This window comes from Serratia sp. X10, assembly GCF_017811775.1.
GTDB lineage: Bacteria > Pseudomonadota > Gammaproteobacteria > Enterobacterales > Enterobacteriaceae > Serratia > Serratia ureilytica.
The window spans coordinates 108,159-131,977 of record NZ_JAEIOH010000001.1 but is presented as its reverse complement, the minus strand read 5'-3'; the positions used below and the strand labels follow the sequence as shown (position 1 = coordinate 131,977).

Annotated in this window: 18 protein-coding genes; 11 read left to right on the top strand and 7 right to left on the bottom strand. The window is 58.3% G+C overall.

The window, feature by feature from the left end:
• Positions 1 to 5 precede the first annotated feature (5 nt).
• Positions 6 to 2,132, bottom strand: coding sequence for a bifunctional 23S rRNA (guanine(2069)-N(7))-methyltransferase RlmK/23S rRNA (guanine(2445)-N(2))-methyltransferase RlmL (gene rlmKL, locus J9788_RS00570; RefSeq protein WP_152665189.1), 2,127 nt, complete (start codon positions 2,130 to 2,132; stop codon positions 6 to 8).
• Positions 2,133 to 2,235: 103 nt separating this feature from the next.
• On the opposite strand from rlmKL, the gene J9788_RS00565 reads away from it, so the two are divergent.
• Positions 2,236 to 3,339 (top strand): YcbX family protein, encoded by a 1,104-nt coding sequence (locus J9788_RS00565; RefSeq protein WP_046897092.1) that lies wholly within the window; start codon positions 2,236 to 2,238, stop codon positions 3,337 to 3,339.
• A gap of 6 nt (positions 3,340 to 3,345) precedes the next feature.
• Here J9788_RS00565 and J9788_RS00560 read toward each other — a convergent pair whose 3' ends face one another.
• The gene (locus tag J9788_RS00560) at positions 3,346 to 3,894 is read right to left on the bottom strand and encodes a cell division protein ZapC (RefSeq protein ID WP_004928171.1); all 549 of its coding nucleotides are present in this window, start codon (positions 3,892 to 3,894) and stop codon (positions 3,346 to 3,348) included.
• 176 nt (positions 3,895 to 4,070) lie between these two features.
• Positions 4,071 to 5,081 carry a quinone-dependent dihydroorotate dehydrogenase gene (gene pyrD / locus J9788_RS00555; RefSeq protein WP_019454516.1) on the bottom strand — a complete coding sequence of 337 codons (1,011 nt, stop codon included), beginning with the start codon at positions 5,079 to 5,081 and terminating at the stop codon, positions 4,071 to 4,073.
• Positions 5,082 to 5,339: 258 nt separating this feature from the next.
• Between pyrD and ssuE the strand changes: the two genes are divergently transcribed.
• The 5 genes from ssuE to ssuB are packed head-to-tail and all read left to right on the top strand — an operon-like array spanning position 5,340 to position 9,652.
• Positions 5,340 to 5,918, top strand: a complete 579-nt coding sequence (ssuE, locus tag J9788_RS00550; protein WP_043137622.1) for an NADPH-dependent FMN reductase — start codon at positions 5,340 to 5,342, stop codon at positions 5,916 to 5,918.
• 24 nt (positions 5,919 to 5,942) lie between these two features.
• Positions 5,943 to 6,908 (top strand): sulfonate ABC transporter substrate-binding protein, encoded by a 966-nt coding sequence (locus tag J9788_RS00545; RefSeq protein ID WP_182264790.1) that lies wholly within the window; start codon positions 5,943 to 5,945, stop codon positions 6,906 to 6,908.
• Between the two features lie 19 nt (positions 6,909 to 6,927).
• Positions 6,928 to 8,076 (top strand): FMNH2-dependent alkanesulfonate monooxygenase, encoded by a 1,149-nt coding sequence (gene ssuD / locus J9788_RS00540; protein ID WP_182264791.1) that lies wholly within the window; start codon positions 6,928 to 6,930, stop codon positions 8,074 to 8,076.
• An 11-nt stretch (positions 8,077 to 8,087) separates the two neighbouring features.
• Positions 8,088 to 8,882 (top strand): aliphatic sulfonate ABC transporter permease SsuC, encoded by a 795-nt coding sequence (gene ssuC / locus J9788_RS00535; RefSeq protein ID WP_046897090.1) that lies wholly within the window; start codon positions 8,088 to 8,090, stop codon positions 8,880 to 8,882.
• Positions 8,879 to 9,652 carry an aliphatic sulfonates ABC transporter ATP-binding protein gene (ssuB, locus tag J9788_RS00530; RefSeq protein ID WP_046897089.1) on the top strand — a complete coding sequence of 258 codons (774 nt, stop codon included), beginning with the start codon at positions 8,879 to 8,881 and terminating at the stop codon, positions 9,650 to 9,652. The genes ssuC and ssuB overlap by 4 nt, the downstream gene beginning before the upstream one ends.
• A gap of 51 nt (positions 9,653 to 9,703) precedes the next feature.
• Here ssuB and pepN read toward each other — a convergent pair whose 3' ends face one another.
• Positions 9,704 to 12,322 carry an aminopeptidase N gene (pepN, locus tag J9788_RS00525; protein ID WP_046897088.1) on the bottom strand — a complete coding sequence of 873 codons (2,619 nt, stop codon included), beginning with the start codon at positions 12,320 to 12,322 and terminating at the stop codon, positions 9,704 to 9,706.
• 336 nt (positions 12,323 to 12,658) lie between these two features.
• On the opposite strand from pepN, the gene J9788_RS00520 reads away from it, so the two are divergent.
• From J9788_RS00520 to J9788_RS00500, 5 genes are all read left to right on the top strand, one after another.
• Entirely contained in the window at positions 12,659 to 14,359 is a 1,701-nt protein-coding gene (locus J9788_RS00520) for a GGDEF domain-containing protein (RefSeq protein ID WP_046897087.1), read from the top strand.
• 255 nt (positions 14,360 to 14,614) lie between these two features.
• Positions 14,615 to 15,820, top strand: a complete 1,206-nt coding sequence (gene pncB, locus J9788_RS00515) for a nicotinate phosphoribosyltransferase (protein ID WP_046897086.1) — start codon at positions 14,615 to 14,617, stop codon at positions 15,818 to 15,820.
• Between the two features lie 217 nt (positions 15,821 to 16,037).
• Positions 16,038 to 17,438, top strand: coding sequence for an asparagine--tRNA ligase (asnS, locus tag J9788_RS00510; protein ID WP_033642576.1), 1,401 nt, complete (start codon positions 16,038 to 16,040; stop codon positions 17,436 to 17,438).
• Positions 17,439 to 17,739: 301 nt separating this feature from the next.
• The gene (gene ompC / locus J9788_RS00505) at positions 17,740 to 18,882 is read left to right on the top strand and encodes a porin OmpC (protein ID WP_046897085.1); all 1,143 of its coding nucleotides are present in this window, start codon (positions 17,740 to 17,742) and stop codon (positions 18,880 to 18,882) included.
• Positions 18,883 to 19,126: 244 nt separating this feature from the next.
• On the top strand, positions 19,127 to 20,317 hold the full coding sequence (locus J9788_RS00500) for an amino acid aminotransferase (RefSeq protein WP_033642574.1): 1,191 nt from the start codon (positions 19,127 to 19,129) through the stop codon (positions 20,315 to 20,317).
• A 74-nt stretch (positions 20,318 to 20,391) separates the two neighbouring features.
• Here the strand turns inward: J9788_RS00500 and J9788_RS00495 are convergent, their stop codons facing one another.
• The 3 genes from J9788_RS00495 to ldtD all read right to left on the bottom strand — a co-directional run bounded on the left by J9788_RS00495 (position 20,392) and on the right by ldtD (position 23,641).
• Positions 20,392 to 21,039 (bottom strand): MBL fold metallo-hydrolase, encoded by a 648-nt coding sequence (locus J9788_RS00495; protein ID WP_046897084.1) that lies wholly within the window; start codon positions 21,037 to 21,039, stop codon positions 20,392 to 20,394.
• A 64-nt stretch (positions 21,040 to 21,103) separates the two neighbouring features.
• Positions 21,104 to 21,652, bottom strand: coding sequence for a YcbK family protein (locus J9788_RS00490; protein ID WP_004928217.1), 549 nt, complete (start codon positions 21,650 to 21,652; stop codon positions 21,104 to 21,106).
• 180 nt (positions 21,653 to 21,832) lie between these two features.
• A complete protein-coding gene (ldtD, locus tag J9788_RS00485; RefSeq protein WP_071991639.1) occupies positions 21,833 to 23,641 on the bottom strand; it encodes a L,D-transpeptidase in 1,809 nt (602 codons plus the stop codon).
• Positions 23,642 to 23,819 lie beyond the last annotated feature (178 nt).

Sequence of the window (23,819 nt, the reverse complement as noted above, 5' to 3'; positions counted from 1 at the left end):
AGTAATTATTTTCCTTCGCCGGCGTGAGTCACCAGCCAGCAGTTGTGGATCTGACGGTTACGGGCAAAATCCTGCGACAGCGTCTTGGCGGTGATCTCTTTCGCCTCCAGACCCAACGCGCTCAGCCCTGCCATATCCATTTGGAAACCGCGCTTGTTGTTCGAGAACATAATGGTCCCGTTGCGGCGCAGCAACCGTTTCAAATCTTTCATCAGCGCCAGGTGATCGCGCTGCACGTCAAAGGTGTTCTCCATCCGCTTGGAGTTGGAGAACGTCGGCGGATCGATGAAGATCACGTCGAACTGTTCATTGGCATTGCTCAGCCACGACAAGCAGTCGGCCTGGATCAGCCGATGCTGGCGGCCGGTCAGGCCGTTGGCGCGCAGGTTCTTCTCCGCCCATTCCAGATAAGTGCGCGACATGTCCACCGTGGTGGTGCTGCGCGCGCCGCCCAGCCCGGCATGCACGCTGGCGGTGCCGGTATAGGCGAACAGGTTGAGGAAGTCCTTGCCGCCGCTCATCTCGCCCAGCATACGGCGCGCGATGCGGTGATCGAGGAATAGGCCGGTATCGAGATAGTCGGTCAGGTTGACCCACAGCTTGGCGTTATACTCTTCCACCAGCAGGAACTCGCCCTTCTGCGCCAGTTTCTCGTACTGATTTTTGCCCTTCTGCCGCTCGCGGGTTTTCAGGATCAGCTGATTCGACGGCAATTCCAGCACCGCCAGCGTCGCGTTGATCACATCGAACAGGCGCTGACGCGCCTTCTGCGCATCGACGGTTTTCGGCGGCGCATACTCCTGCACCACCACCTTGCTGCCGTAACGATCCACCGCGACGTTGTATTCTGGCAGATCGGCATCGTACAGGCGGTAGCATTCGATGCCTTGTTGCTTCGCCCACTTGTCGAGCTTCTTCAAATTCTTGCGCAGACGGTTGGCGAAATCTTCCGCCACCTGCACGCCGCCGGCAGCGGCGCCGGCCGGGCTTGCCGCCAGCTGATAATTTTTCTGCACGCACTCCAGCGGGCCGTTCTTCGCCTTGAACTGGCGCTCGGCGCGCAGCTGCAGGCAGCTCAACAGCTCCGGCGAGGCGCTGAACAGCGAAAGCTGCCAACCGCCGAAGGCGCTTTTCATCACGCGCCCCAGCATGTTGTGCAGCGCGATCAGCGCCGGTTCGCTTTCCAGACGCTCGCCGTACGGCGGGTTGCTGATCACCGTGCCGTGCGGGCCTTCCGGCAGCGGATTGGTCAAGCGCGCGACGTCGCCGACGTTGAAGGTGATCAGCTCGGCGACGCCGGCGCGGCGGGCGTTGCCGCGCGCCATCTCAATCACCCGGCGATCGATATCGGAACCGAAGAAGCGAGAGGCGGTTTCCTGCAGGCCGCGACGCGCGCGCACCTGCGCTTCGGTGGTGACTTCACGCCACAGTTCGGCGTTGTGGCCATTCCAGGCGCTGAAGCCCCAGTGTTGACGGTGCAGGCCCGGCGCGCGATCGGCGGCGATCATCGCCGCTTCGATCAACAACGTACCGGAGCCGCACATCGGATCGAGCATCGGCGTGCCCGGCTGCCAGCCGGAACGCAACACGATGGCGGCCGCCAAGTTTTCCTTCAACGGCGCCTGACCGGTGAGATCGCGGTAGCCGCGCTGGTGCAGGCCTTCGCCGCTCAGATCGAGCGCCACGCTGGCCATATCGCGTTGCAGGAAGACGTTAACGCGAATGTCCGGCTGCTGTTTGGCAACCGTCGGGCGTTGGTCGAGCTTACGGGTGAAGCTGTCAACGATGGCGTCTTTCACCTTCAGCGCGCCATACTGGCTGTTGCGGATCTCTTCGTTCACGCCGCTGAAATGCACGGCGAAGGTTTTATCCACGCCAAAAATGCTCGGCCAGTCAATCGCCTGCACGCCGAGGTACAGATCCAGGTCGCTGTGCACGCGGAATTCGTTCAGCGGCAACAAAATGCGCGAAGCCAGGCGGCTCCACAGCAGGCTTTGGTACAGAAGACGATCGTCACCCTGAAAATGTACTCCGCCCTGCACCACTTTGCAGTCGTGAGCGCCAAGCGTTTCCAGCTCGCTTTTTAACAGTTCTTCCAATCCACGCGCCGTGCTGGCAAACAGAGAGTTCATATCGTACTTATCACCAAAAAGAAAATTGTTGCGCATTATAGCTAATCCGCACCGCTTGTCATAAAGTTGCTCCCTTCTATTTAATCATCGCACGGAGATAAGGGTGATCACGCTTTCCAGACTCTACGTCCATCCGGTTAAATCACTGCGCGGCTTGCAGCTTTCCTACGCCCAGGTCGGCAGCAGCGGTCTGGCCTTCGACCGCAACTTTATGATCACCGAACCGGACGGCACCTTTATTACCGCGCGCCAATATCCGCAGATGGTGTTGTTCACGCCGGCGCTGTTGCCGGATGGGCTGTTTCTGACCGCGCCGGACGGTGAAAGCGCCGCCATTCGCTTCAGCGACTTCGCGGCCGCGCCGCAGCCGACCGAGGTGTGGGGCAACCATTTCACCGCGCTGATCGCGCCGGATGAGATCAACCGCTGGCTGAGCGGCTATTTCCAGCGCGACGTGCAGCTGCGCTGGCTGGGGCCGGAGCTGACCCGCCGGGTCAAGAAACACCCTGAAATCCCGCTGACGTTTGCCGACGGCTACCCTTATCTGCTGATTAACCAAGCCTCGTTCAACGACCTGCAGCAGCGTTGTCCCGGCAGCATCAAGCTGGAACAGTTCCGCCCAAATCTGGTGGTGAGCGGCGCTACCGCCTGGGCTGAAGACGGCTGGCAGGTGATCCGCGTCGGCGACGTGATGTTCGATCTGGTGAAACCCTGCAGCCGCTGCGTGCTCACCACCGTCAGCACCGAGCGTGGCCGCAAGCACCCGAGCGGCGAACCGCTCAGCACGCTGCAAAAATTCCGCTCCGCCGACAACGGCGACATCGATTTCGGCCAGAATATGATCGCGCGCAACAGCGGCATCATTCGCGTGGGCGATACGGTGGAAGTCTTGTCAACCAAGCCGCCGCGCCCTTATGGCGCAGGTAAAGTGGTGGAGAGCGTGCAGGCGCCGCAGGACAGCGCGCACAGCGTCACGATCGAATATGAAGGAAAGGTATTTACCGGCAATAACCAGCAGATCCTGCTCGAACAACTGGAACAGCAAGGCATTCGCGTGCCTTACTCGTGCCGCGCCGGGATTTGCGGCAGCTGCCGCATTACATTGCTGAGCGGTGAAGTCGCGCCCCTGAAGAAAAGCGCGCTGGGCGACAACGGCACCATCCTGTGCTGCAGCTGCATCCCGAAAACTGATTTGACGTTGGCGTAATCCGCCTTATACCGCCCTGTCGTAAGCCGGGGCGGCGCTTTCATCCTGCGCGCAAGGTTTCAGCCGATCGTGCATCACCTTGATGGCGTCGCCCAAGACCATGGTGCGGCCGGCGACCGTCAGCTGATTTTGCGCCAGCAGGCACAGGCTGGCGTTATCCCCGGCCTCCACCACCAGCAGGCGCGCTTCCGCGCCGCTTTCCATCACTTTCACCGCCGCCAGCTCGCCGTTTTTCGGCTGCAACGGGTAGTGCTGCTGCGAGAAATGCCAGCTCTTCGGCATCAGCGGTTTCAGGAAGCGGTAGGCGACCAGCGCATTCAACACCAGCTCGGCGCGCTGTTCATGGCTCAGCTTGACCTGCTTGCACTGTTCTTCATAGGTGAAATAAAGGGCGGCGTCATCCACGCAAAAAGCGCATTCATCGAAGGCGTCCGGCGTTAACATTTTAGCCGGGAAACGTGAACGAAAGATCATACCATTAGCTAAATCCAGCATTAGCCGATCGTGTTCGGCATCAAAATACCAACGCCAATTATCGTCAGGTTTTATCTTCATTTCGTATCCTTCTCGCTGCCCACGCCAACGCCGCACTCACCCTAAAAGGCGATTTTATCACCGATGAAATAGCTTAAACATCGGATAATTCCGCGAACGATATTTAAGCTAACGAACAAAATATAGACGAGCCGGGGGCAGAAATAAACCCCCGGAATAAAATGAGAGGAAAAATATTAGATATGGGTAACGATATCTTTAATCAAACGCGGGCCGTGATAGATAAATCCGGAATAAATTTGCAGCAGGCTCGCACCGGCCTCCATTTTTTCGCGCGCCGCCGTCAGCGAATCGATGCCGCCTACGCCGATAATCGGCAGACGCCCTTGCAGTTCGGTGGAGAGGCGACGGATCACTTCGGTGCTGCGTGATTGCAACGGACGCCCGCTTAACCCGCCCGCTTGTTCGCAGTAATTCAGCCCTTGGATCAATTTTCGATCCAACGTGGTATTGGTGGCGATCACGCCATCGATATTATGCCGCACCAGGCTATCGGCAATTTGGATCAATTCTTCTTCAGAAAGATCCGGCGCGATCTTTACCGCCACCGGCACATATTTGTGATGCCGCGCATGTAATTCCTGCTGCTTATTTTTAATCGCAGCCAAAAGATCGTCCAACGCTTCGCCATACTGTAAGGATCGTAACCCCGGCGTATTCGGTGAAGAGATGTTAATCGCGATATATCCGGCATACGGATAAACTTTATCCATGCAGATCAAATAATCGTCTTTGCCCTGCTCGACCGGCGTGTCTTTATTCTTGCCGATATTGATCCCAAGAATGCCGCCGAAATGGGATTTCTTAACGTTTTCAACCAGATTGTCCACGCCATGGTTATTGAACCCCATGCGGTTAATCAGGCCTTCCGCCTCAACCACGCGGAACAAGCGCGGCTTGTCGTTGCCCGGTTGCGGACGCGGCGTCACGGTGCCGACTTCCACATGGCCGAAGCCCATCGCGCCGAACGCATCGATGCATTCGCCGTTTTTATCCAGACCGGCGGCCAATCCCAGCGGGTTTTTAAACGACAGCCCCATGCAGCTGACCGGTTTGGTCGGCACGGACTGACGGACAAGAAACGCTAATGGGGTGCCGGTAATACGGCTGAGCTGACGAAAGGTCACTTCGTGCGCGCGCTCCGGATCGAGCTGGAACAACGCTTTCCTGATGAGGGGGTAGTACATGGACTCTCCTGATTTCCCGGTTGCAAACCGGGGGCGTATTATCCGGTATCCCCCGCCTAATTGGAATTGATTAAAGGCAAAAAAAGCCGTTTTTACGCAATCGTTTTCCCTCTTCACCGCCAAATCGGCGCCAATCCGCTTTTACGCATATCCAAATCAAAAAATGAGATTTAAGAAACGCGCCCGGTTGCTGGTAGTTTTAAAACACTTCCTATTAATTTTCTAATTAAACCTAACTTTTAGTTATAAGGAGTGGCAATGCGCGTTATATCACTGGCCGGTAGCCCACGCATCCCATCACGTTCCGCCGCGCTGCTCTCGCTAAGTCAGAACTGGCTGCGGCAACAAGGGGTGGAGGTGACGGCCTATACCCTGCACGACTTCGATGCCGAAGATCTGCTGTACGCCAACTTCAACAGTCCGGCGATCAAGGCGTTTGCCGAGCAGCTGGCGCAGGCCGACGGCCTGCTGATTTCCACGCCGGTTTATAAAGCGTCGTTCTCCGGCGCGCTGAAAACCCTGCTGGATCTGCTGCCGGAACGCGCGCTGGACCATAAAGTGGTGCTGCCGCTGGCGACCGGCGGTTCTGTCGGTCACATGCTGGCGGTGGACTATGCGCTGAAACCGGTGCTGGCGGCGCTGAAAGCGCAAGAGGTGCTGCACGGCGTGTTCGCCGACGACAGTCAGATCCAGCTGACCGGCGAAAGTGCCACACTCACCGACGCCGTGGCCGCCCGGTTGGAAGAAGCGCTCGCCAGTTTCTATTTGGCGCTTGGGCGCCGCAAACCGCCCGCGCTACGCGTCGCCTCGCCGCTGACGGCGCGTCAAACCGCCTGAAATGCCTGGAAAAGGAGAGCCTGAATGAAACAACGCAACGCTTTGCGACGTTGGCTGAACGCAGCGGCCTTCACCGGCCTGCTGTCGCTGGTCTGGGCCAACGCCGCCGTCGCGCAGGACCCGGCGCAATTTCGCATCGGTTACCAGAAAGGATCGGTGAGTCTGGTGCTGGCGAAAAGCCACCGGCTGCTGGAAGAACGCTTCCCCGCCACCCGCATCAGTTGGATTGAATTTCCCGCCGGCCCGCAGATGCTGGAAGCCTTGAACGTCGGCAGCATCGATCTGGGCAGCACCGGTGATATTCCGCCGATCTTCGCGCAGGCCGCCGGGGCGGATCTGCTGTATGTCGGCGTTGAGCCTCCCAAACCGAAGGCGGAAGTGATCCTGGTGCCGGAAAACAGCCCGATCAAAACCGTCGCCGATCTGAAAGGCCATAAGGTCGCATTTCAGAAAGGATCCAGCTCACACAACCTGCTGCTGCGATCGCTGCAAAAGGCCGGCCTGAAATTTACGGATATCCAACCCGCCTACCTGACCCCCGCCGATGCGCGCGCCGCATTCCAGCAAGGCAACGTCGATGCCTGGGCTATCTGGGATCCTTATTATTCCGCCGCGCTGCTGCAGGGCGGTGTTCGGGTGCTCGGCGACGGCACCGATCTGAACCAGACCGGTTCCTTCTATCTGGCGGCGCGCCCTTATGTCGAAGCCAATGGCGCCTTTATCAGCCAGGTCCTGACGGTGCTGACCCAGGCCGATGCGCTCACCCGCAGCGACCGGGCGCAAAGCGTGACCTTGCTGGCCAACGCCATGGGGCTGCCGGAACCGGTGATCGCCAGCTATCTGGATCACCGTCCCCCGACCGCCATCACACCGCTCGATGCGCATACGATCGCCGCGCAGCAGCAAACCGCCGACCTGTTTTACGCCAACCGGCTGGTGCCGGTGAAGGTCGACATCTCGCAACGCATCTGGCGCCCAAGCGCGCCATAAATACGGGAGAGCATTGACGATGAGCCTGAACGTTTTCTGGTTTTTACCCACCCACGGCGACGGCCACTATCTTGGCAGCGCACAGGGCGCTCGCAGCGTCGATCACGGTTACTTGCAACAAATCGCCCAAGCGGCGGACCGGCTGGGATTCGGCGGCGTGCTGATCCCCACCGGTCGCTCTTGCGAAGACTCCTGGCTGGTGGCCGCCTCACTGATCCCGGTCACCCAGCGGCTGAAATTTTTGGTCGCGCTGCGGCCGGGTATCATCTCCCCTACGCTGGCGGCGCGTCAGGCGGCGACGCTGGATCGCCTGTCCAACGGGCGCGCCCTGTTCAATCTGGTCACCGGCGGCGATCCGGAAGAGCTGGCGGCGGAGGGGTTGCATCTCAGTCATGAAGAGCGTTACGAAGCCTCGACCGAGTTCACTCATATCTGGCGCCGGGTGCTGGAAGGTGAAACCGTCGATTTCCACGGCAAGCATATTCAGGTGAAAGGCGCCAAACTGCTGTTCCCGCCGGTGCAGCAACCGCGCCCGCCGCTCTATTTCGGCGGATCCTCCGCCGCCGCGCAGGATCTGGCCGCCGAGCAGGTAGAAATGTACCTCACCTGGGGAGAGCCGCCGGCGCAGGTCAAAGAAAAGATCGAAGAGGTGCGCGCCAAAGCGGCGGCGAAGGGCCGGCAGGTACGCTTCGGCATCCGTCTGCACGTCATCGTGCGGGAAACGACCGAAGAGGCCTGGCGCGCCGCCGATCGGCTGATCGCCCACCTCGATGAGGAAACCATCGCCAACGCGCAGCAGGCCTTTGCGCGCTTCGACTCCGTCGGCCAACGGCGCATGGCGGCGCTGCACGGCGGCAAGAAGGATAATCTGGAGATCAGCCCGAACCTGTGGGCCGGCATCGGCCTGGTGCGCGGCGGCGCCGGCACCGCGCTGGTGGGCGATGGCCCGACGGTCGCGGCGCGCATGCAGGAATACGCCGATCTGGGCATCGACACCTTTATTCTCTCCGGCTATCCGCATCTGGAAGAGGCCTACCGCGTCGGCGAACTGCTGTTTCCGCACCTCGATCTGGCGCAGGAGGAAACGCCCGCGCGCCTTCAACCGGTGCGCCCGCAGGGCGAAGTGGAGGCCAACATTTATGTTCCGCAAAAAGTGTCGCAGAGCTGAGGAGCGCCCCGATGGCAAAGAACGCGCAACGCATCCTGTACCGGCTGGCCCCTTGGGCGCTGCCGCTGGCGCTGGTGATCATCTGGCAAGTCGCCGTCGAAACCGGCTGGCTGTCCAACCGCATTTTGCCGGCGCCGAGTGCGGTGCTGGCCGCCTTCTGGCGCCTGAGCCAAAGCGGCGAACTGTGGCAGCACCTGAGCATCAGCAGCCAGCGCGCGTTGTTAGGCTTTGCCATCGGCGGCGGCATCGGGCTTACCCTCGGTTTTATTACCGGCCTGTCGCGCTGGGGTGAACGCCTGCTGGACAGCTCGGTGCAAATGATCCGCAACGTGCCGCATCTGGCGCTGATCCCGCTGGTGATCCTGTGGTTCGGCATCGATGAATCCGCCAAGATCTTTCTGGTGGCGCTCGGCACGTTGTTCCCGATTTATCTCAATACCTATCACGGCATCAAAAACATCGATCGCGGCCTGCTGGAGATGGCGCGCAGCTATGGCCTGAGCGGTTTTCGCCTGTTCACGCAGGTGGTGCTGCCGGGCGCGTTGCCGTCGATTATGGTCGGCGTGCGTTTCGCCCTCGGGTTCATGTGGTTGACGCTGATCGTCGCCGAAACCATTTCGGCCAACTCCGGCATCGGTTATCTGGCGATGAACGCGCGTGAATTTCTGCAAACCGACGTGGTGGTGGTGGCGATCGTGCTGTACGCCCTGCTCGGCAAGCTGGCGGACGTGGGCGCGCAACTGCTGGAACGCGTCTGGCTACGCTGGCACCCGGCCTATCAACTGAAACAGGGAGAAGCGCTATGACCCTTCCCGCTCGCCTTGCGCAAGGCACGCCGGTGACGCTGGAGTCCATCGGCAAACGTTACGGCAACCGCACCGTGCTGGATAACATTCAGCTGCGCATCTCCGCCGGGCAGTTCGTGGCGGTGGTCGGCCGCAGCGGCTGCGGCAAGAGCACCCTGCTGCGCCTGTTGGCCGGCCTGGAACAGGCCAGCAGCGGCGCGCTGCTCAGCGGCAATGCGCCGCTTGCCGCCGCCAAAGAAGATACCCGGCTGATGTTTCAGGATGCGCGCCTGCTGCCGTGGAAAACGGTGATCGACAACGTGGGGTTGGGGCTGCGCGGCCAGTGGCGCGACGCGGCGCTGCAGGCGCTGGCCGCGGTCGGTTTGGCGGATCGCGCCCGCGACTGGCCGGCGGCGCTGTCCGGCGGACAAAAGCAGCGGGTCGCCCTGGCGCGCGCGTTGATCCACCGCCCCCGCCTGCTGCTGCTGGACGAACCGCTCGGGGCGCTGGATGCCCTGACGCGCATCGAGATGCAGGGGCTGATAGAATCGCTGTGGCAACAGCACGGTTTTACCGTACTGCTGGTGACGCACGACGTCAGCGAAGCCATCGCGCTGGCGGATCGGGTGATCCTGATTGAAGAGGGCCAAATCGGACTGGATCTGAGCATCGATCTGCCGCGGCCACGCCGCAAGGGTTCTGCCAGGCTGGCGGAACTGGAGGCTGAAGTGCTGGAGCGGGTGTTATCGCCGCCGGTCACCGCGGCCAGCCCACGCCAGGCGGCGAATTGAACGAAAAAGGGACGGCGCAGGCCGTCCCTTTGGGTATTCACGGTGAAAAGATTAGGCGTCGAGCGCCTTGCTGATCTTCTCGTACAGATCGCCGGACAGGTTTTCCAACCCTTTCAGCTGTTCCAACGCTTTGCGCATCAGCGCCTGGCGACCGGCGTCGTAACGCTTCAGGCGAATCAGCGGTTCGATCAGGCGCGCGGCGATCTGCGGGTTGCGCTGGTTGAGATCGCTGAGGATCTCCACCAGGAATTGATAACCGCTGCCATCCGCCGCATGGAACGCCGCCGGGTTGCCGGAAGCGAAGCCGCCGATCAGCGAGCGGGTGCGGTTCGGGTTGCTCAGGCTGAACGAGCGGTGTTGCAGCAGCGCACGCACCTTGCTCAACACATCCGCCGCCGGGCTGCTGCCCTGCAGCACGAACCATTTGTCCATCACCAGGCCATCCTGATGCCAGCGCTCGTCGAACGCCGCCAACAACGCATCGCGACACGGCAACTGGGCCGCGACCGCGGCGGACAGCGCCGCCAGCGAGTCGGTCATGTTATCCGCCAGGCGATACTGTTCGCTCACCAGTTGGTCCGCCAGCGCCGCATCTTCGCCGAACGCCAGATAACCCAGGCACACATTGCGCAAGGCGCGCTTGGCGATGTCGGCGTGCTCCACGCGGTAGCCGTCGGTCTTGTTGGCGTGATACACCGCCAGCCACTCATCGGCCAACTCCCGCGCCAGGCAGCGAACGATCGCTTCGTGCACCGCGGCGATCGCTTCCGGATCGATGGTGGCGAACAGTTCAGCGATTTCGTTCTCCGACGGCAGCGTCAGGATCTGCGCCGCCAGCGCCGGATCCAGCGTCTCGTTCAGCAACACCGCACGGAACGCGTCGGCCACGTGCAGCGGCAGCGACAACGGCTGCTTCTGCTGGTGCCGCGCCACGTTCAGTTTGATGTAGGTCGCGAGCAGGCTCTGCGCCGCATCCCAACGCGCAAACTCATTGCGCGCGTGCTGCATCAGGAAGGTCAGTTGCTGATCGCTGTACGGATAATCCAGTTTCACCGGCGCAGAGAATTCACGCAGCAGCGACGGCACCGGCTTGTGCGCCACGCCGTCGAACACGAAGGTCTGCTCCGCTTCGGTGACGTTCAGCACGTTGTTGACCGGCAGGCCACCCTTCTGCAGCGCGATGACGTTGCCTTCGCTGTCGTACAGCTCGATATCCAGCGGGATATGCAGCGGCAACTTCTCAGGCTGATCGGCGGTCGGCGCGGTTTTCTGGCTGACATGCAGGCGATATTGCTGGGTTTGCGCATCATACTCGTCGCGCACCGTCAACAGCGGCGTGCCGGACTGGCTATACCAACGGCGGAAGCGCGACAGATCCACGTTGGACGCGTCCTCCATCGCCTGTACGAAGTCATCGCAGGTGGCGGCGCTGCCGTCGTGGCGTTCGAAATAGAGCTGCATCCCTTTCTGGAAGTTCTCTTCCCCCAGCAGGGTGTGCATCATGCGGATCACTTCAGAACCTTTCTCATACACAGTCAGGGTGTAAAAGTTGTTCATCTCGATGACTTTATCCGGACGAATGGCGTGCGCCATCGGGCTGGCGTCTTCGGCGAACTGCGCGCCGCGCATCACGCGCACGTTATCGATGCGGTTGACCGAACGCGATCCCAGATCGGAACTGAACTCTTGATCGCGGAACACCGTCAGCCCCTCTTTCAGGCTGAGCTGGAACCAGTCGCGGCAGGTGACGCGGTTGCCGGTCCAGTTGTGGAAGTATTCGTGGCCAATCACCGCTTCGATGTTCAGGTAATCTTTGTCGGTGGCGGTTTCCGCCTTCGCCAACACGTATTTGGAGTTAAAGATATTTAACCCTTTGTTCTCCATCGCGCCCATATTGAAGAAATCGACCGCCACGATCATATAAATGTCGAGATCGTATTCCAGACCGAAGCGGGTCTCGTCCCACTTCATCGAGTTTTTCAACGAGGTCATCGCCCAGTCTGCGCGATCCAGGTTGCCGCGATCGACAAACAGCTCCAGCGCGACCTTACGGCCGGAACGGGTGGTGAAGCTGTCGCGCAGCACGTCGAAGTCCCCCGCCACCAATGCGAACAGGTAGCAAGGTTTCGGGAACGGATCCTGCCATTGCACCCAGTGGCGACCATCGGCCAATTCACCCTGGCCAATACGGTTGCCGTTCGACAGCAGGAACGGATAGCGCGCCTTGTCGGCCACGATGCGGGTGGTAAAGCGCGCCAGCACGTCCGGGCGATCCTGGTAATAGGTAATATGATGGAAGCCTTCGGCTTCGCATTGCGTGCACAGCGCATCGCCGGACAGATACAGCCCTTCCAGCGCGGTGTTTTTCGCCGGGTGAATATCGTTGACGATGGTCAGAGTGAATTGTGCTGGCAACTCTTCGACGATCAGCTGGTTATCCTGCTGACGATAGGCGCTCCACGGTTGACCGTCGACCTGAATGCTCACCAGCGTCAGATCCTCGCCATCCAGCACCAGCGGTGCACCGGCCGCGCCCTGACGTTTGATTTTACTGACGGCGGTCACGCGCGTGGTTTCCGCGTCCAGACTGAAGTCCAAATCGATGTCTGTCGTGGTGTAATCGGGCGCGCGATAATCGTGGCGATATTTTGCCTGTGGCTGTTGTGTCATAAAAACCCTTAAACGTCTCAGTGAGTTATAGGTGCCAGGCCGCTCTTCTCCTCCGCGCCGTCGCTGGAGATTTCCCCTGCGGCGCTCGGCGAACCTGATTGTGAATAAACTGTATCACAGCTGGCTGAAAAGCCCAGATCCGCCGGGCAAGCGCGATAAAGAAATCAGAGGCAAATCATAGTTCACCCACCAGATGGCAGCGCGGGTGACCAATGGCTAAATAAAAATCAGCATTTAATGCTAAAAAACCGCCTTCGCGGCGCTCCGGCATTGTTGAGGCGGCACCGGCGGCATGATGGTATAATTGCCGAATCAGGCTCAGGGATGACTCGCACTATGAAAATCAAATACGCAATCTATTTTTTCACCCTGTGCCTGATGACCTCCTTCTCGCTGTTCATCGTCGAGGAACTGCTCGAAGCCCATACCGAGTACCGCGATAACCAGCTCAACCTGTATAAGATCGATCGCGCCAAAGAAATCTCCGAGGCCTTTCAGGCTTCGCTGCAGGCTCACCGCCTCAAACGCTTGAGCCTGATCGATCCGCAAATCACTCGCGCGCAGTGTCTGGCCGCCGATCGGGTGGCGCGCGAGAAAATCGCCCGGATCCGCGAGCATCTGAACGACACGATCGCCAGGGAGCTGGGCGTGCGGCAAAAAATCGCCGCGCTGTCGATGATCGGCCTGATGGAACAGTTGCTGGATAACGACAACCTGCAGCTTTCGCAGGTCAACAACGCCAACGCCAACCTGTTCAACATCAACAGCGCCTATTACATCTCGCAAACCAGCAAGAGCTATTACCGCTACACCTACGATACCCGAATGGTGGATACCGACTCCTTTATGTTTCTCGAGGCCATTCGCCTCAACAACCGGCTGAATATGTCGCTGACGGAGTTAAGCGATCAGATTATCGACGTCAACGTCAGCCCGCTCGATCGCAAAGACGCCTATCTGAAGTCCATTCAGTTGACCGGCGTCCTGAACGCGCTGAGCACCCGGTTGATCTTCATGAAGCTCAACTACGACGACGTGCAAACCACCAGCATCGTCAATCAGTTGCTCACCCAGGTGTCTACCGAACGCCTCAAGCAGATTACCGATGGGCTATACACCGCCATCAATACCCAAAAGCCCTATCCTGCCGCGCTGATCTCGCGCTATGTCGACGAGTTGAGCAGGCTTTCACAGGCGCTGTATCAACGCAGCTTTGAGCTGGAAACCGTCGCTTCGCGTCACAAGATTTATGACAGCCAGACCACCATTTACGGCATGATCGCGCTCGCCGGTCTGGGGGTGCTGCTGTTCATTTTGCCGGCGCTGGTGTTCTGCACCAACATCAACCGCTGGTTGACCAAAACCCACAACAATATCGTGCGGCTGTCGCGCGGCGAGATGAATATCGATCGCAACGACGCCTTCTACAGCCGGGAACTGATCGCCATCAGCGACGCCATTCAACAGCTCAGACAATATCAGTTGGACAAGGTCTCGCTGGAAAGCGAGAAACAGCTGCTGATTAAAGAGCTTGAGGCCTCTTCCTTCCTCGATCCGCTCACCAACATTTATAACCGCCGTAAATTCTTCCTCGAATGCCAGCTATTGGGCGACGGTAGCTACCCGCAGGCCTTTTGCCTGATCGATATCGACAACTTCAAACAGCTCAACGACAGCTACGGCCACGATGTCGGTGACCGGGCGCTGGTGGAATTCGGCCATCTGTTGCAACGCGCGTTTCGCGCCAGCGACATCTTCTGCCGCTACGGTGGCGAAGAGTTCGCGGTGCTGCTGGGCAACTGTTCGTTGGACAACGCGCGGGACATCATGGAGCAATTGCGCGCCCGCACCCATCGCCTGACGCTGAATCTGGCCGACGGGCGGCAAGTGCGTTTCACCACCAGCTGCGGCATTGCGCCGGTCAACGCGTTTAGTGCGCTGCAGGCGGCGATCAAACAGGCGGACGAAGCGCTCTATTTTTGCAAAAAGAACGGCAAAGATCGGGTCAGCGTGCACACCCAGACCGGGTTTATCTGATTTGTTGTTTAAAATAATTAACATTATAATTTTTATGACTAATTAGGCTAAGTCATTCACCTTACAGGCATATCTGGCTTTTTTCCTCCGCCGCCGTCGCCAGCCCGCCATAAAGGCACGTTTAATCCTCGACCCGCTTCGGTGATTTATGGTGTGATGCAGCTTCAATAACAGGATAATCCGGGTATACTCCACCCCCACTTTTATGATTATCCGGATTTGGACACGCGCCTGACGAGGATGCTGTAACGCGCTATGACTCAATACGCTTCCCCGATTTTGACATCACTGCTTGATACCGATGCTTACAAGCTTCATATGCAGCAAGCAGTGTTCCATCGCTATCCCGCTATCAGCGTGGCGGCGGAATTCCGCTGCCGCGGCGACGAACTGCTGGGCGAATATGCCGACGAGATCCGCGCGCAGGTCGCCCTGATGAGCCAGCTGGCGCTGACCGACGCCGAATTCGCTTACCTTTCGGGTCTGCCCTTCTTCCGTCAAGATTACCTGAGCTGGTTGCGCACGTTCCGATACGATCCGCAGCAGGTGACCATCGACAACCGCGACGGCAAGCTGCAAATCCGCATCGCCGGGCCGTGGCGTGAAGTGATCATGTGGGAAGTGCCGCTGCTGGCGGTGATCAGCGAAGTGGTGCACCGCCGGCGCTCTCCGCTGGCGACGCCGGAACAGGCGGTAGCCCACCTGCAAACCAAGTTGGTGCAGTTCAAGACGCTGGCGGGCGATTTGGATCTTTCACGCTTCAAGCTGATGGACTTCGGCACCCGTCGCCGCTTCTCCCAGGGCGTACAACAGGCCATCGTCAGCACCTTGCAGGCCGAATTCCCGTACCTGTCGGGCACCAGCAATTACGATCTGGCGCATCAGCTCGGCCTGGCGCCGGTCGGCACCCAGGCGCATGAATGGTTCCAGGCGCATCAGCAGATAAGCCCGGTGCTGGCCAACAGCCAGCGCGCCGCATTGCAGGCCTGGCTGGATGAATACCCGGATCAGCTTGGCATCGCGCTTACCGACTGCATTACCATGGATGCTTTCCTGCGCGACTTCGGCCCGCAGTTCGCCGAGCGTTATCAGGGGCTGCGCCACGATTCGGGCGATCCCGTCGAGTGGGGTGAGAAAGCCATTGCCCACTATCAGAAACTGGGCATCGACCCCATGAGCAAAACGCTGGTGTTCTCGGACAACCTGGATCTGGAAAAAGCGCTGGCGCTCTATCGCCACTTCTATCAGCGCATCAATCTCAGCTTCGGTATCGGCACGCGCCTGACCTGCGATATTCCGGGCGTCAAGCCGTTGAATATCGTGATCAAGCTGGTCGAATGCAAAGGCAAACCGGTGGCCAAGCTCTCCGACAGCCCCGGCAAGACCATCTGCCAGGACCAGGCATTCGTGCGGGCCTTGCGCAAGGCCTTCGATCTGCCGCTGGTGAAGAAAGCCAGCTGAACCTTCTCTATATAGAGAGAAAGAAAGCCGGCCCGGTTTACGCGCCGGCTTTTTTGTTTTTATCCCGAACGCCCTGTTTTCAGTCAGCCGCGATAAATGTTGCGCCAATCCGATGATTTCTGCTTGTGCTCTGCACCGCGGCAAGTAACATAGCCATTACCCCCATATTCTTGGGTTGTAAGCTATTTCTAAACCAAATTATTAAAGAGAGAAATCTATGAGCGTAGTGCCTGTAGTCGACGTACTGCAAGGTCGTGCTGCGGTTGACAGTGAAGTCACCGTACGCGGCTGGGTACGTACCCGGAGAGATTCAAAAGCTGGTATCTCCTTCCTGGCCGTCTATGACGGTTCCTGCTTTGATCCGTTACAGGCCGTCGTTAATAATTCTCTGCCGAATTATCAGGATGAAGTGCTGCATCTGACCACCGGTTGTTCGGTTGAAGTCACCGGCAAAGTCGTCGCTTCACCGGGCGAAGGCCAGAGCTTCGAACTGCAGGCTACCGCGATCAAAGTGGTCGGCTGGGTCGACGATCCGGACACTTACCCGATGGCGGCCAAGCGCCACAGCATCGAATACCTGCGCGAAGTGGCTCACCTGCGCCCGCGCACCAACCTGATTGGCGCCGTGGCGCGCGTACGTCATACTCTGGCGCAGGCGATCCACCGCTTCTTCCATGAAAATGGCTATTTCTGGGTCTCTACTCCGCTGATCACCGCCTCCGATACCGAAGGCGCCGGCGAGATGTTCCGCGTGTCCACGCTGGATCTGGAAAACCTGCCGCGCACCGACAAAGGCACCGTCGATTTCAGCGAAGACTTCTTCGGTAAGGAAGCCTTCCTCACCGTTTCCGGCCAGCTGAACGGCGAAACCTACGCTTGCGCGCTGTCGAAGGTTTACACCTTCGGCCCAACCTTCCGCGCCGAAAACTCCAACACCAGCCGCCACCTGGCGGAGTTCTGGATGATCGAACCGGAAGTGGCCTTCGCTACGCTGGACGACGTCGCCGGCCTGGCCGAAAGCATGCTGAAGTATGTGTTCCAGGCGGTGCTGGATGAACGTGCCGACGATCTGAAATTCTTCGCCGAGCGCGTGGATAAAGACGCTATCGCTCGTCTGGAGCGCTTCGTGTCTTCCGATTTCGCCCAGGTGGACTACACCGACGCCATTGAGATCCTGCTGGCCTCGGGCCAAACCTTCGAAAACCCGGTTTCCTGGGGCATCGATCTCTCTTCCGAGCATGAACGTTACCTGGCGGAGAAACACTTCCAGGCGCCGGTGGTGGTGAAAAACTACCCGAAAGACATCAAAGCGTTCTACATGCGCATGAACGAAGACGGCAAGACCGTCGCGGCCATGGACGTGCTGGCGCCGGGCATCGGCGAAATCATCGGCGGCTCGCAGCGTGAAGAACGCCTCGACGTGCTCGATCAGCGCCTGGAAGAGATGGGGCTGAATAAAGAAGACTACTGGTGGTATCGCGATCTGCGCCGCTACGGCACCGTGCCGCATTCCGGCTTCGGCCTGGGCTTTGAACGTTTAATCGCCTATGTCACCGGCGTGCAAAACGTGCGCGATGTGATCCCATTCCCGCGCACGCCGCGTAACGCAAGCTTCTAATTTATACGATCACACGTTTTTTAAACGATTTCGTTACAAAACAAAGGCCAGCATCGCTGGCCTTTCGCATTTTTTAATATTGACGCACGTCACAAAGTTCCCGAAAAATTACATTTGGTTACACATACTTTCCTTTTGCAACCCGATTGGGACATTGGTATCATTTTCGTCCTAGATTAACCCGCCTGTGAATGGAACACTGCGTTCAGACACAGGACGACACCAATCTATCAACAATAGTTCCCAAAGAATTATTGGCGGCAGTGGCAAAGGTGTCCGAATAACACCAATGAGGGTAATAATGATGAAGCGCAACATTCTTGCAGTGGTAATCCCGGCTCTGTTGGCTGCTGGTGCAGCAAACGCAGCTGAAATCTACAACAAAGACGGCAACAAGCTGGATCTGTACGGCAAAGTTGACGGTCTGCACTACTTCTCCAAAGACAAAGGTAATGACGGCGATCAGACCTATGTTCGTTTCGGCTTCAAAGGTGAAACCCAAATTACTGACCAACTGACCGGTTACGGCCAGTGGGAATACAACGTCCAAGCTAACCACTCCGAATCTCAGGGCACCGAAGGCACCAAAACCCGTCTGGGCTTCGCCGGTCTGAAATTCGCTGACTACGGCTCCTTCGACTACGGCCGTAACTACGGCGTACTGTACGACGTGGAAGGCTGGACCGATATGCTGCCAGAGTTCGGTGGCGATACTTACACCAACTCCGACAACTTCATGACCGGCCGTACCAACGGCGTTGCGACCTATCGTAACAACAACTTCTTCGGTCTGGTTGACGGTCTGAACTTCGCTCTGCAATACCAGGGCAAAAACCAGAACGACGGTCGCGACATCAAGAAACAGAACGGCGACGGCTGGGGTATCTCCTCTACTTATGACATCGGCGAAGGCATCAGCGTAGGTGCAGCATACGCATCCTCCAACCGTACCGATGCTCAGAAGAACAAGTCCAACGAGCGTGGCGACAAGGCTGACGCATGGACCGTGGGCGCGAAATACGACGCCAACAACGTTTACCTGGCGGCAATGTACGCAGAAACCCGTAACATGACCCCTTACGGTGGTAACAACTCTCTGAAAGACGGCACTACCTCTTGTGCAGACACTCAGAACAACAGCTGCGGTGGTTTCGCCAGCAAAACTCAGAACTTCGAAGTGACCGCACAGTACCAGTTCGACTTCGGTCTGCGTCCAGAAGTGTCTTACCTGCAGTCTAAAGGCAAGAACATGAACGTCCCAGGCGCGGGCTCTGACCAGGATCTGGTTAAATATGTTTCTGTTGGTACCACTTACTACTTCAACAAAAACATGTCCACCTACGTTGATTACAAAATCAACCTGCTGGATGACAACGCGTTCACCAAAGCAGCCGGCATCGCAACTGACGATATCGTAGGCGTTGGTCTGGTATACCAGTTCTAAGTTGTCTCGCTTAACGGCGGTTTACCGTCTGCTAAGTTAAAAAACAGGGCTTCGGCCCTGTTTTTGTTTGTGTCAGCCGGTAATTTTTTATCCTGCCAATTCCCCCTTCCCCATCATTTTTTCTGTCGAATCCTTCACGTTCATAAGATCGCGGTGTTTTTGTCGCAAACGGTTGGCAAAGCCGGTAACTGGCGTTACCCTGATGCTTCTGTCTGCTTAACTCCGAGATTTGGAAGCACCTGACATGTTTGAAAAAATCACCGCCGCACCCGCCGACCCGATCCTGGGCCTGACCGACATTTTCCGCGCCGACGCCCGCCCGAATAAAATCAATTTAGGGATTGGCGTTTATAAAGACGAAACCGGTAAAACCCCGGTGCTGACCAGCGTAAAAAAAGCTGAACAGTATCTGCTGGAAAATGAGACCACTAAAAACTATCTCGGCATTGAGGGCATCCCGGCGTTCGCCAGCTGCACGCAAGAACTGCTGTTCGGTAAAGAGAGCCCGATCGTCGCCGATCGCCGCGCGCGCACCGCACAGACGCCAGGCGGCACCGGCGGCCTGCGCGTGGCGGCAGACTTTATCGCCAACCAGACCAGCGCCAAACGCATCTGGATCAGCAACCCAAGCTGGCCGAACCACAAGAACGTCTTTAGCGCCGTGGGCCTGGAAGTGCTGGAATACGCCTACTATGACGCCGCCAACCACGCGTTGGATTTTGACGGCCTGCTGAACAGCCTGAAACAGGCGCAGGCCGGCGATGTGGTGCTGTTCCACGGCTGCTGCCATAACCCGACCGGTATCGATCCAACGCCGGAACAGTGGGCGCAGCTGGCTGAACTTTCCGTCGCCAACGGGTGGTTGCCGCTGTTCGACTTCGCTTATCAGGGCTTCGCCAACGGCCTGGAAGAAGATGCGCAGGGCCTGCGTATTTTCGCCGCCAAACATAAAGAACTGATCGTCGCCAGCTCCTACTCGAAAAACTTCGGTCTGTACAATGAGCGCGTCGGCGCTTGCACCATTGTTGCCGCCGATGCCGAAACCGCCGATCGCGCCTTTAGCCAGGTGAAAGCGGCTATCCGCGCCAACTACTCCAACCCGCCGTCACACGGCGCCGCCGTTGTCGCCACCATTCTGGGCAACGATGCGCTGCGCGCGATGTGGGAGCAGGAGCTGACCGATATGCGCCAACGCATTCACCGCATGCGTCAGCTGTTTGTGAACACCCTGCAGGAGAAAGGCGCGCAGCAGGACTTCAGCTTCATCATCCAGCAGAACGGCATGTTCTCGTTCAGCGGCCTGACCAAAGAGCAGGTGCTGCGTCTGCGTGAAGAGTTTGGCGTTTACGCGGTGAACTCGGGCCGGGTGAACGTGGCGGGCATGACGCCGGACAATATGGCGCCGCTGTGTGAAGCCATCGTCGCCGTGCTCTAAGCGCGTCAGCGAAAGCCACCAGTTTGAAGGGGCGCGCTATGCGCCCCTTAATTATTTCTGCCGGGAAATGATCGTTACCACACCGCCGGCTCTTCACGCAGGAACGGGTTGGTCTGGCGTTCGTGGCCGAAAGTCGACATCGGGCCGTGGCCGGGAATAAAGCGCATGTCGTCACCCAGCGGCAGCAGCTTGGTGCGAATAGAGGCAATCAGCGCCTGATGGTCACCGCGCGGGAAGTCGCTGCGCCCCACGCCGCCGTTAAACAGCACGTCCCCCACCAGCGCCAAACGCGCCTGTTCATTGATAAAGACGATGTGGCCCGGCGTATGCCCAGGGCAATGCAACACCTTGAGCGTCATCTCGCCCACCCGCATCTCATCGCCTTCCGACAGCCAGCGAGTCGGCGTCAGCGGCGCACACTCTTCCAGCCCGAACATCCGGCTCTGCGCCGGCAAACCATCCAGCCAAAAAGCGTCCTCTTTATCCGGGCCGTAAATCGGCACCTGATAATGTTCCGCCAATTCCGCCGCCGCGCCGACGTGATCCAAATGGCCGTGCGTCAGCAAAATCTGCGTGATTGTCACACCCTGCTGCGCCACTTCCGCTTTGATTTTTTCCGCTTCGCCGCCGGGATCGACCAACGCCGCCTGCTGCGTGTTTTCACACCAGATCAGGCTGCAATTCTGGCTAAAAGCGGTAACGGGAATAAGATGGTATTTCATAAGGCTCCAACGACAATAACGCCGCCTCCGCAAGGAGCGGCGTTATTCACTGAGGGCACCGCGATTACCAGCTCCGAACCGGGCCGGTATCGATGTGCACGAAGTTGCTACGTGGGTAATATCCTACACCACCAGCGCGCATTTTTAACGCTGCTTTACGGATATTACTCAATTGGATACCTTCAATATGGAAATCCATCGCCTGGCCCTTGGTATGGTAGCTGTGCTTGGCCACACCACGGCTGTGCGCGCGCAATTCGTTGTTGGTATCTACGGAACGGTAACCGGAGATCAGCTGCACCGGCTTGCTGGTACCCAGCAGCCCCTGCAGGCGATAGAGGTGATCAAACAAACTGGGATCAATCGATTTAACCTTGTTGGCGCGATAATCGCGGAACAGATGATTTAGCCGAACCAACTCTTCTTTATTGTAGCCTTTGCCGTCAAAGAACTCGGCTTTAATAGATTCACCGGTATTCAGGTTATTCAACACTAAAATACGCGGTCGAGCGGTGGAAAGACTGGCAAACGCCTGCCCTGGAAGCAGCGCTATGCCCATAGCTGCGCCGCCTAGCGCCAGCCATTTACGGCGATGATGATCAATTTTGTCCATGACTCTGTTAAACCCGGCAAGAATGTCAAAATAAATGCACAAAGCAGCGCACTGTCCGAACCATAACCGCCTGCGTATGCTGAGTCAACCCGCGATACGCCTAGGTTTACAGGCCCCCAGCTAAGAGGGCCTGCGGTATAGCCAAACATTCTGACCGTTATTTATTTATAATTACTGCATTTACTGCATTAATTTTTTGGCCTGAGCCAAAATTTGTGCGCCCGATCTCACCGTATTATCATAATTGTAAATATCTGTACGGAATTGCGGTTGGCCGTCATCCGAAACCCAGGCGGTCAGATAATACAGTTTTACGGGAATACGCTGGCGAATATTCACATAAGTGGTATTCCCCTCTTTCAGCGTGGAAGAAACGCGGCTATTGTTCCAGCCGGCATCCTGCAGCAGCATATTCGCCAAATCGGAAGCCTTGTTCACCCGGACGCAGCCGGAGCTAAGCGCGCGAATGTCTTTCTGGAACAGGCTGTGGTTCGGGGTATCGTGCAGGTAGATAGCGTCCGAACTCGGCATATTGAACTTGAAACGCCCCAGCGAGTTAGTGGCGCCCGGCGCCTGGCGCACGCGATACGGGAAGTTGCGCGCAGAGACCATGCTCCAGTCGATCATCGCCGGGTTGATCACCTCCGCATCGTTGCTCCAGCCCGACAGCACGGTATAGCCGTGTTTCTGGAAATAGTTACCGTCGCGCATCGCCTTCGGCACGATATCCTCACGCACCAGCGTAGTCGGTACGTTCCAAGGCGGGTTGACCACCACGTTGTTCAACGCACTGCTCATCAGCGGTGTCTTGCGGCTCGGCCGCCCGACGATAACGCGGGAGGACAACACTTCGTTGCCGTTCTGGTAGTAGGTCAGCGAGTAGTTGGGAATATTCACCATAATGCCGGTACCGACATGCCCCGGTAAAATTCGCAGACGTTGGATATTCAACGCCAGCAGGGCGGCGCGGGTTTTCGGTGATACGTTGAGCCACTCGCGAGTGCGCACGCCGATCACGCCGTCCGCCGTCAGCCCCTGCCATTTCTGGAAACGTTTGACGCCCTCTACCAGCTCGTTGGTATAAAGGTTGTCGCTCACCACGCTGCCGACCTGCGGCGGCGTCTGTTCAGCGGTCAACTCCGTCACCGGCGCCGCCGACGGACTGACCGTCACACGCCCCTTCTCTTCGTCTACCGTCAGCCCGCCGTCATCAGGCTCATTGCTCTTCGCCGAGACGACCGCCGGCTCCGGCTCGGCCTCCGGCGCCGAAGCGGCCAGCATGCCGGTGCGCGTCAGGATCTCACGCAGCGCAGGAATATCGTTGCTCATTTGTCCTGGGCGCAGGCTCGGGCCGCTGCCCACCTGCGGCCAGGGGCGGTTATCCGCCAGCATATCGCGCAACGCCTGATGCATCTTGGCGTATTGCGGGTGCTGCGGCGCGAGCGAATTCACGTAGCTCAGCGTGCGCGCCTGACGCACCGCCAGCTGCCATTGGTTGATCACCGCAGTGGGCGGCAAGCCAAGCTTGTAGGGAATATTGCTGTACAGCCAACTGGTGCCGTTGGCGCCGATAGCGGACACGAACTGCAAATAGCCCAACATCGCATCGGACAGCACCACATCGCGGCCTACGTCATTGAGCGCCGGATTGGTCAACATCTTCACCCATTGGGTGAACTGCGGCTGCACGCCGGACATCGCCAGCTCGGCCAGCTGCTGTTGAAACTGCTGAACGGCCTCGCGATCCTGCCACATCGGCTGCATATGATTCGCCGCATACAGCGGCGCCAGCGTGGAAAGGTAGTGCAGATCCATGCCGCGCGGCAACGCGGCCAGCAGTTCAGAACGGCTCTGCGCAACGGACATGCCTGCTGATGCCACCGGTAACGCCGTTACGGTGGCCAATGCGGAAAACGACGACACAAGACTACAGGCGATAGCGCCACTCAGCGCCAAACGTCGTAGAGAGTTTCCCTTTTTAAGCAACATCCCTTGCCCCCTGTATGCTCACAAAAAAAACGTCAAAAAACTGCATATAGCTTCAGTATACAAACAGAAAGGCCGTTTCGCCCTGCGGGCGTCGAATTACTGTTTATCTGATTAAACTAACCGCTTTTCAACGGATAAAAAAGCAGGACTATCATCCACGCGCACAAAAAAATAGCCA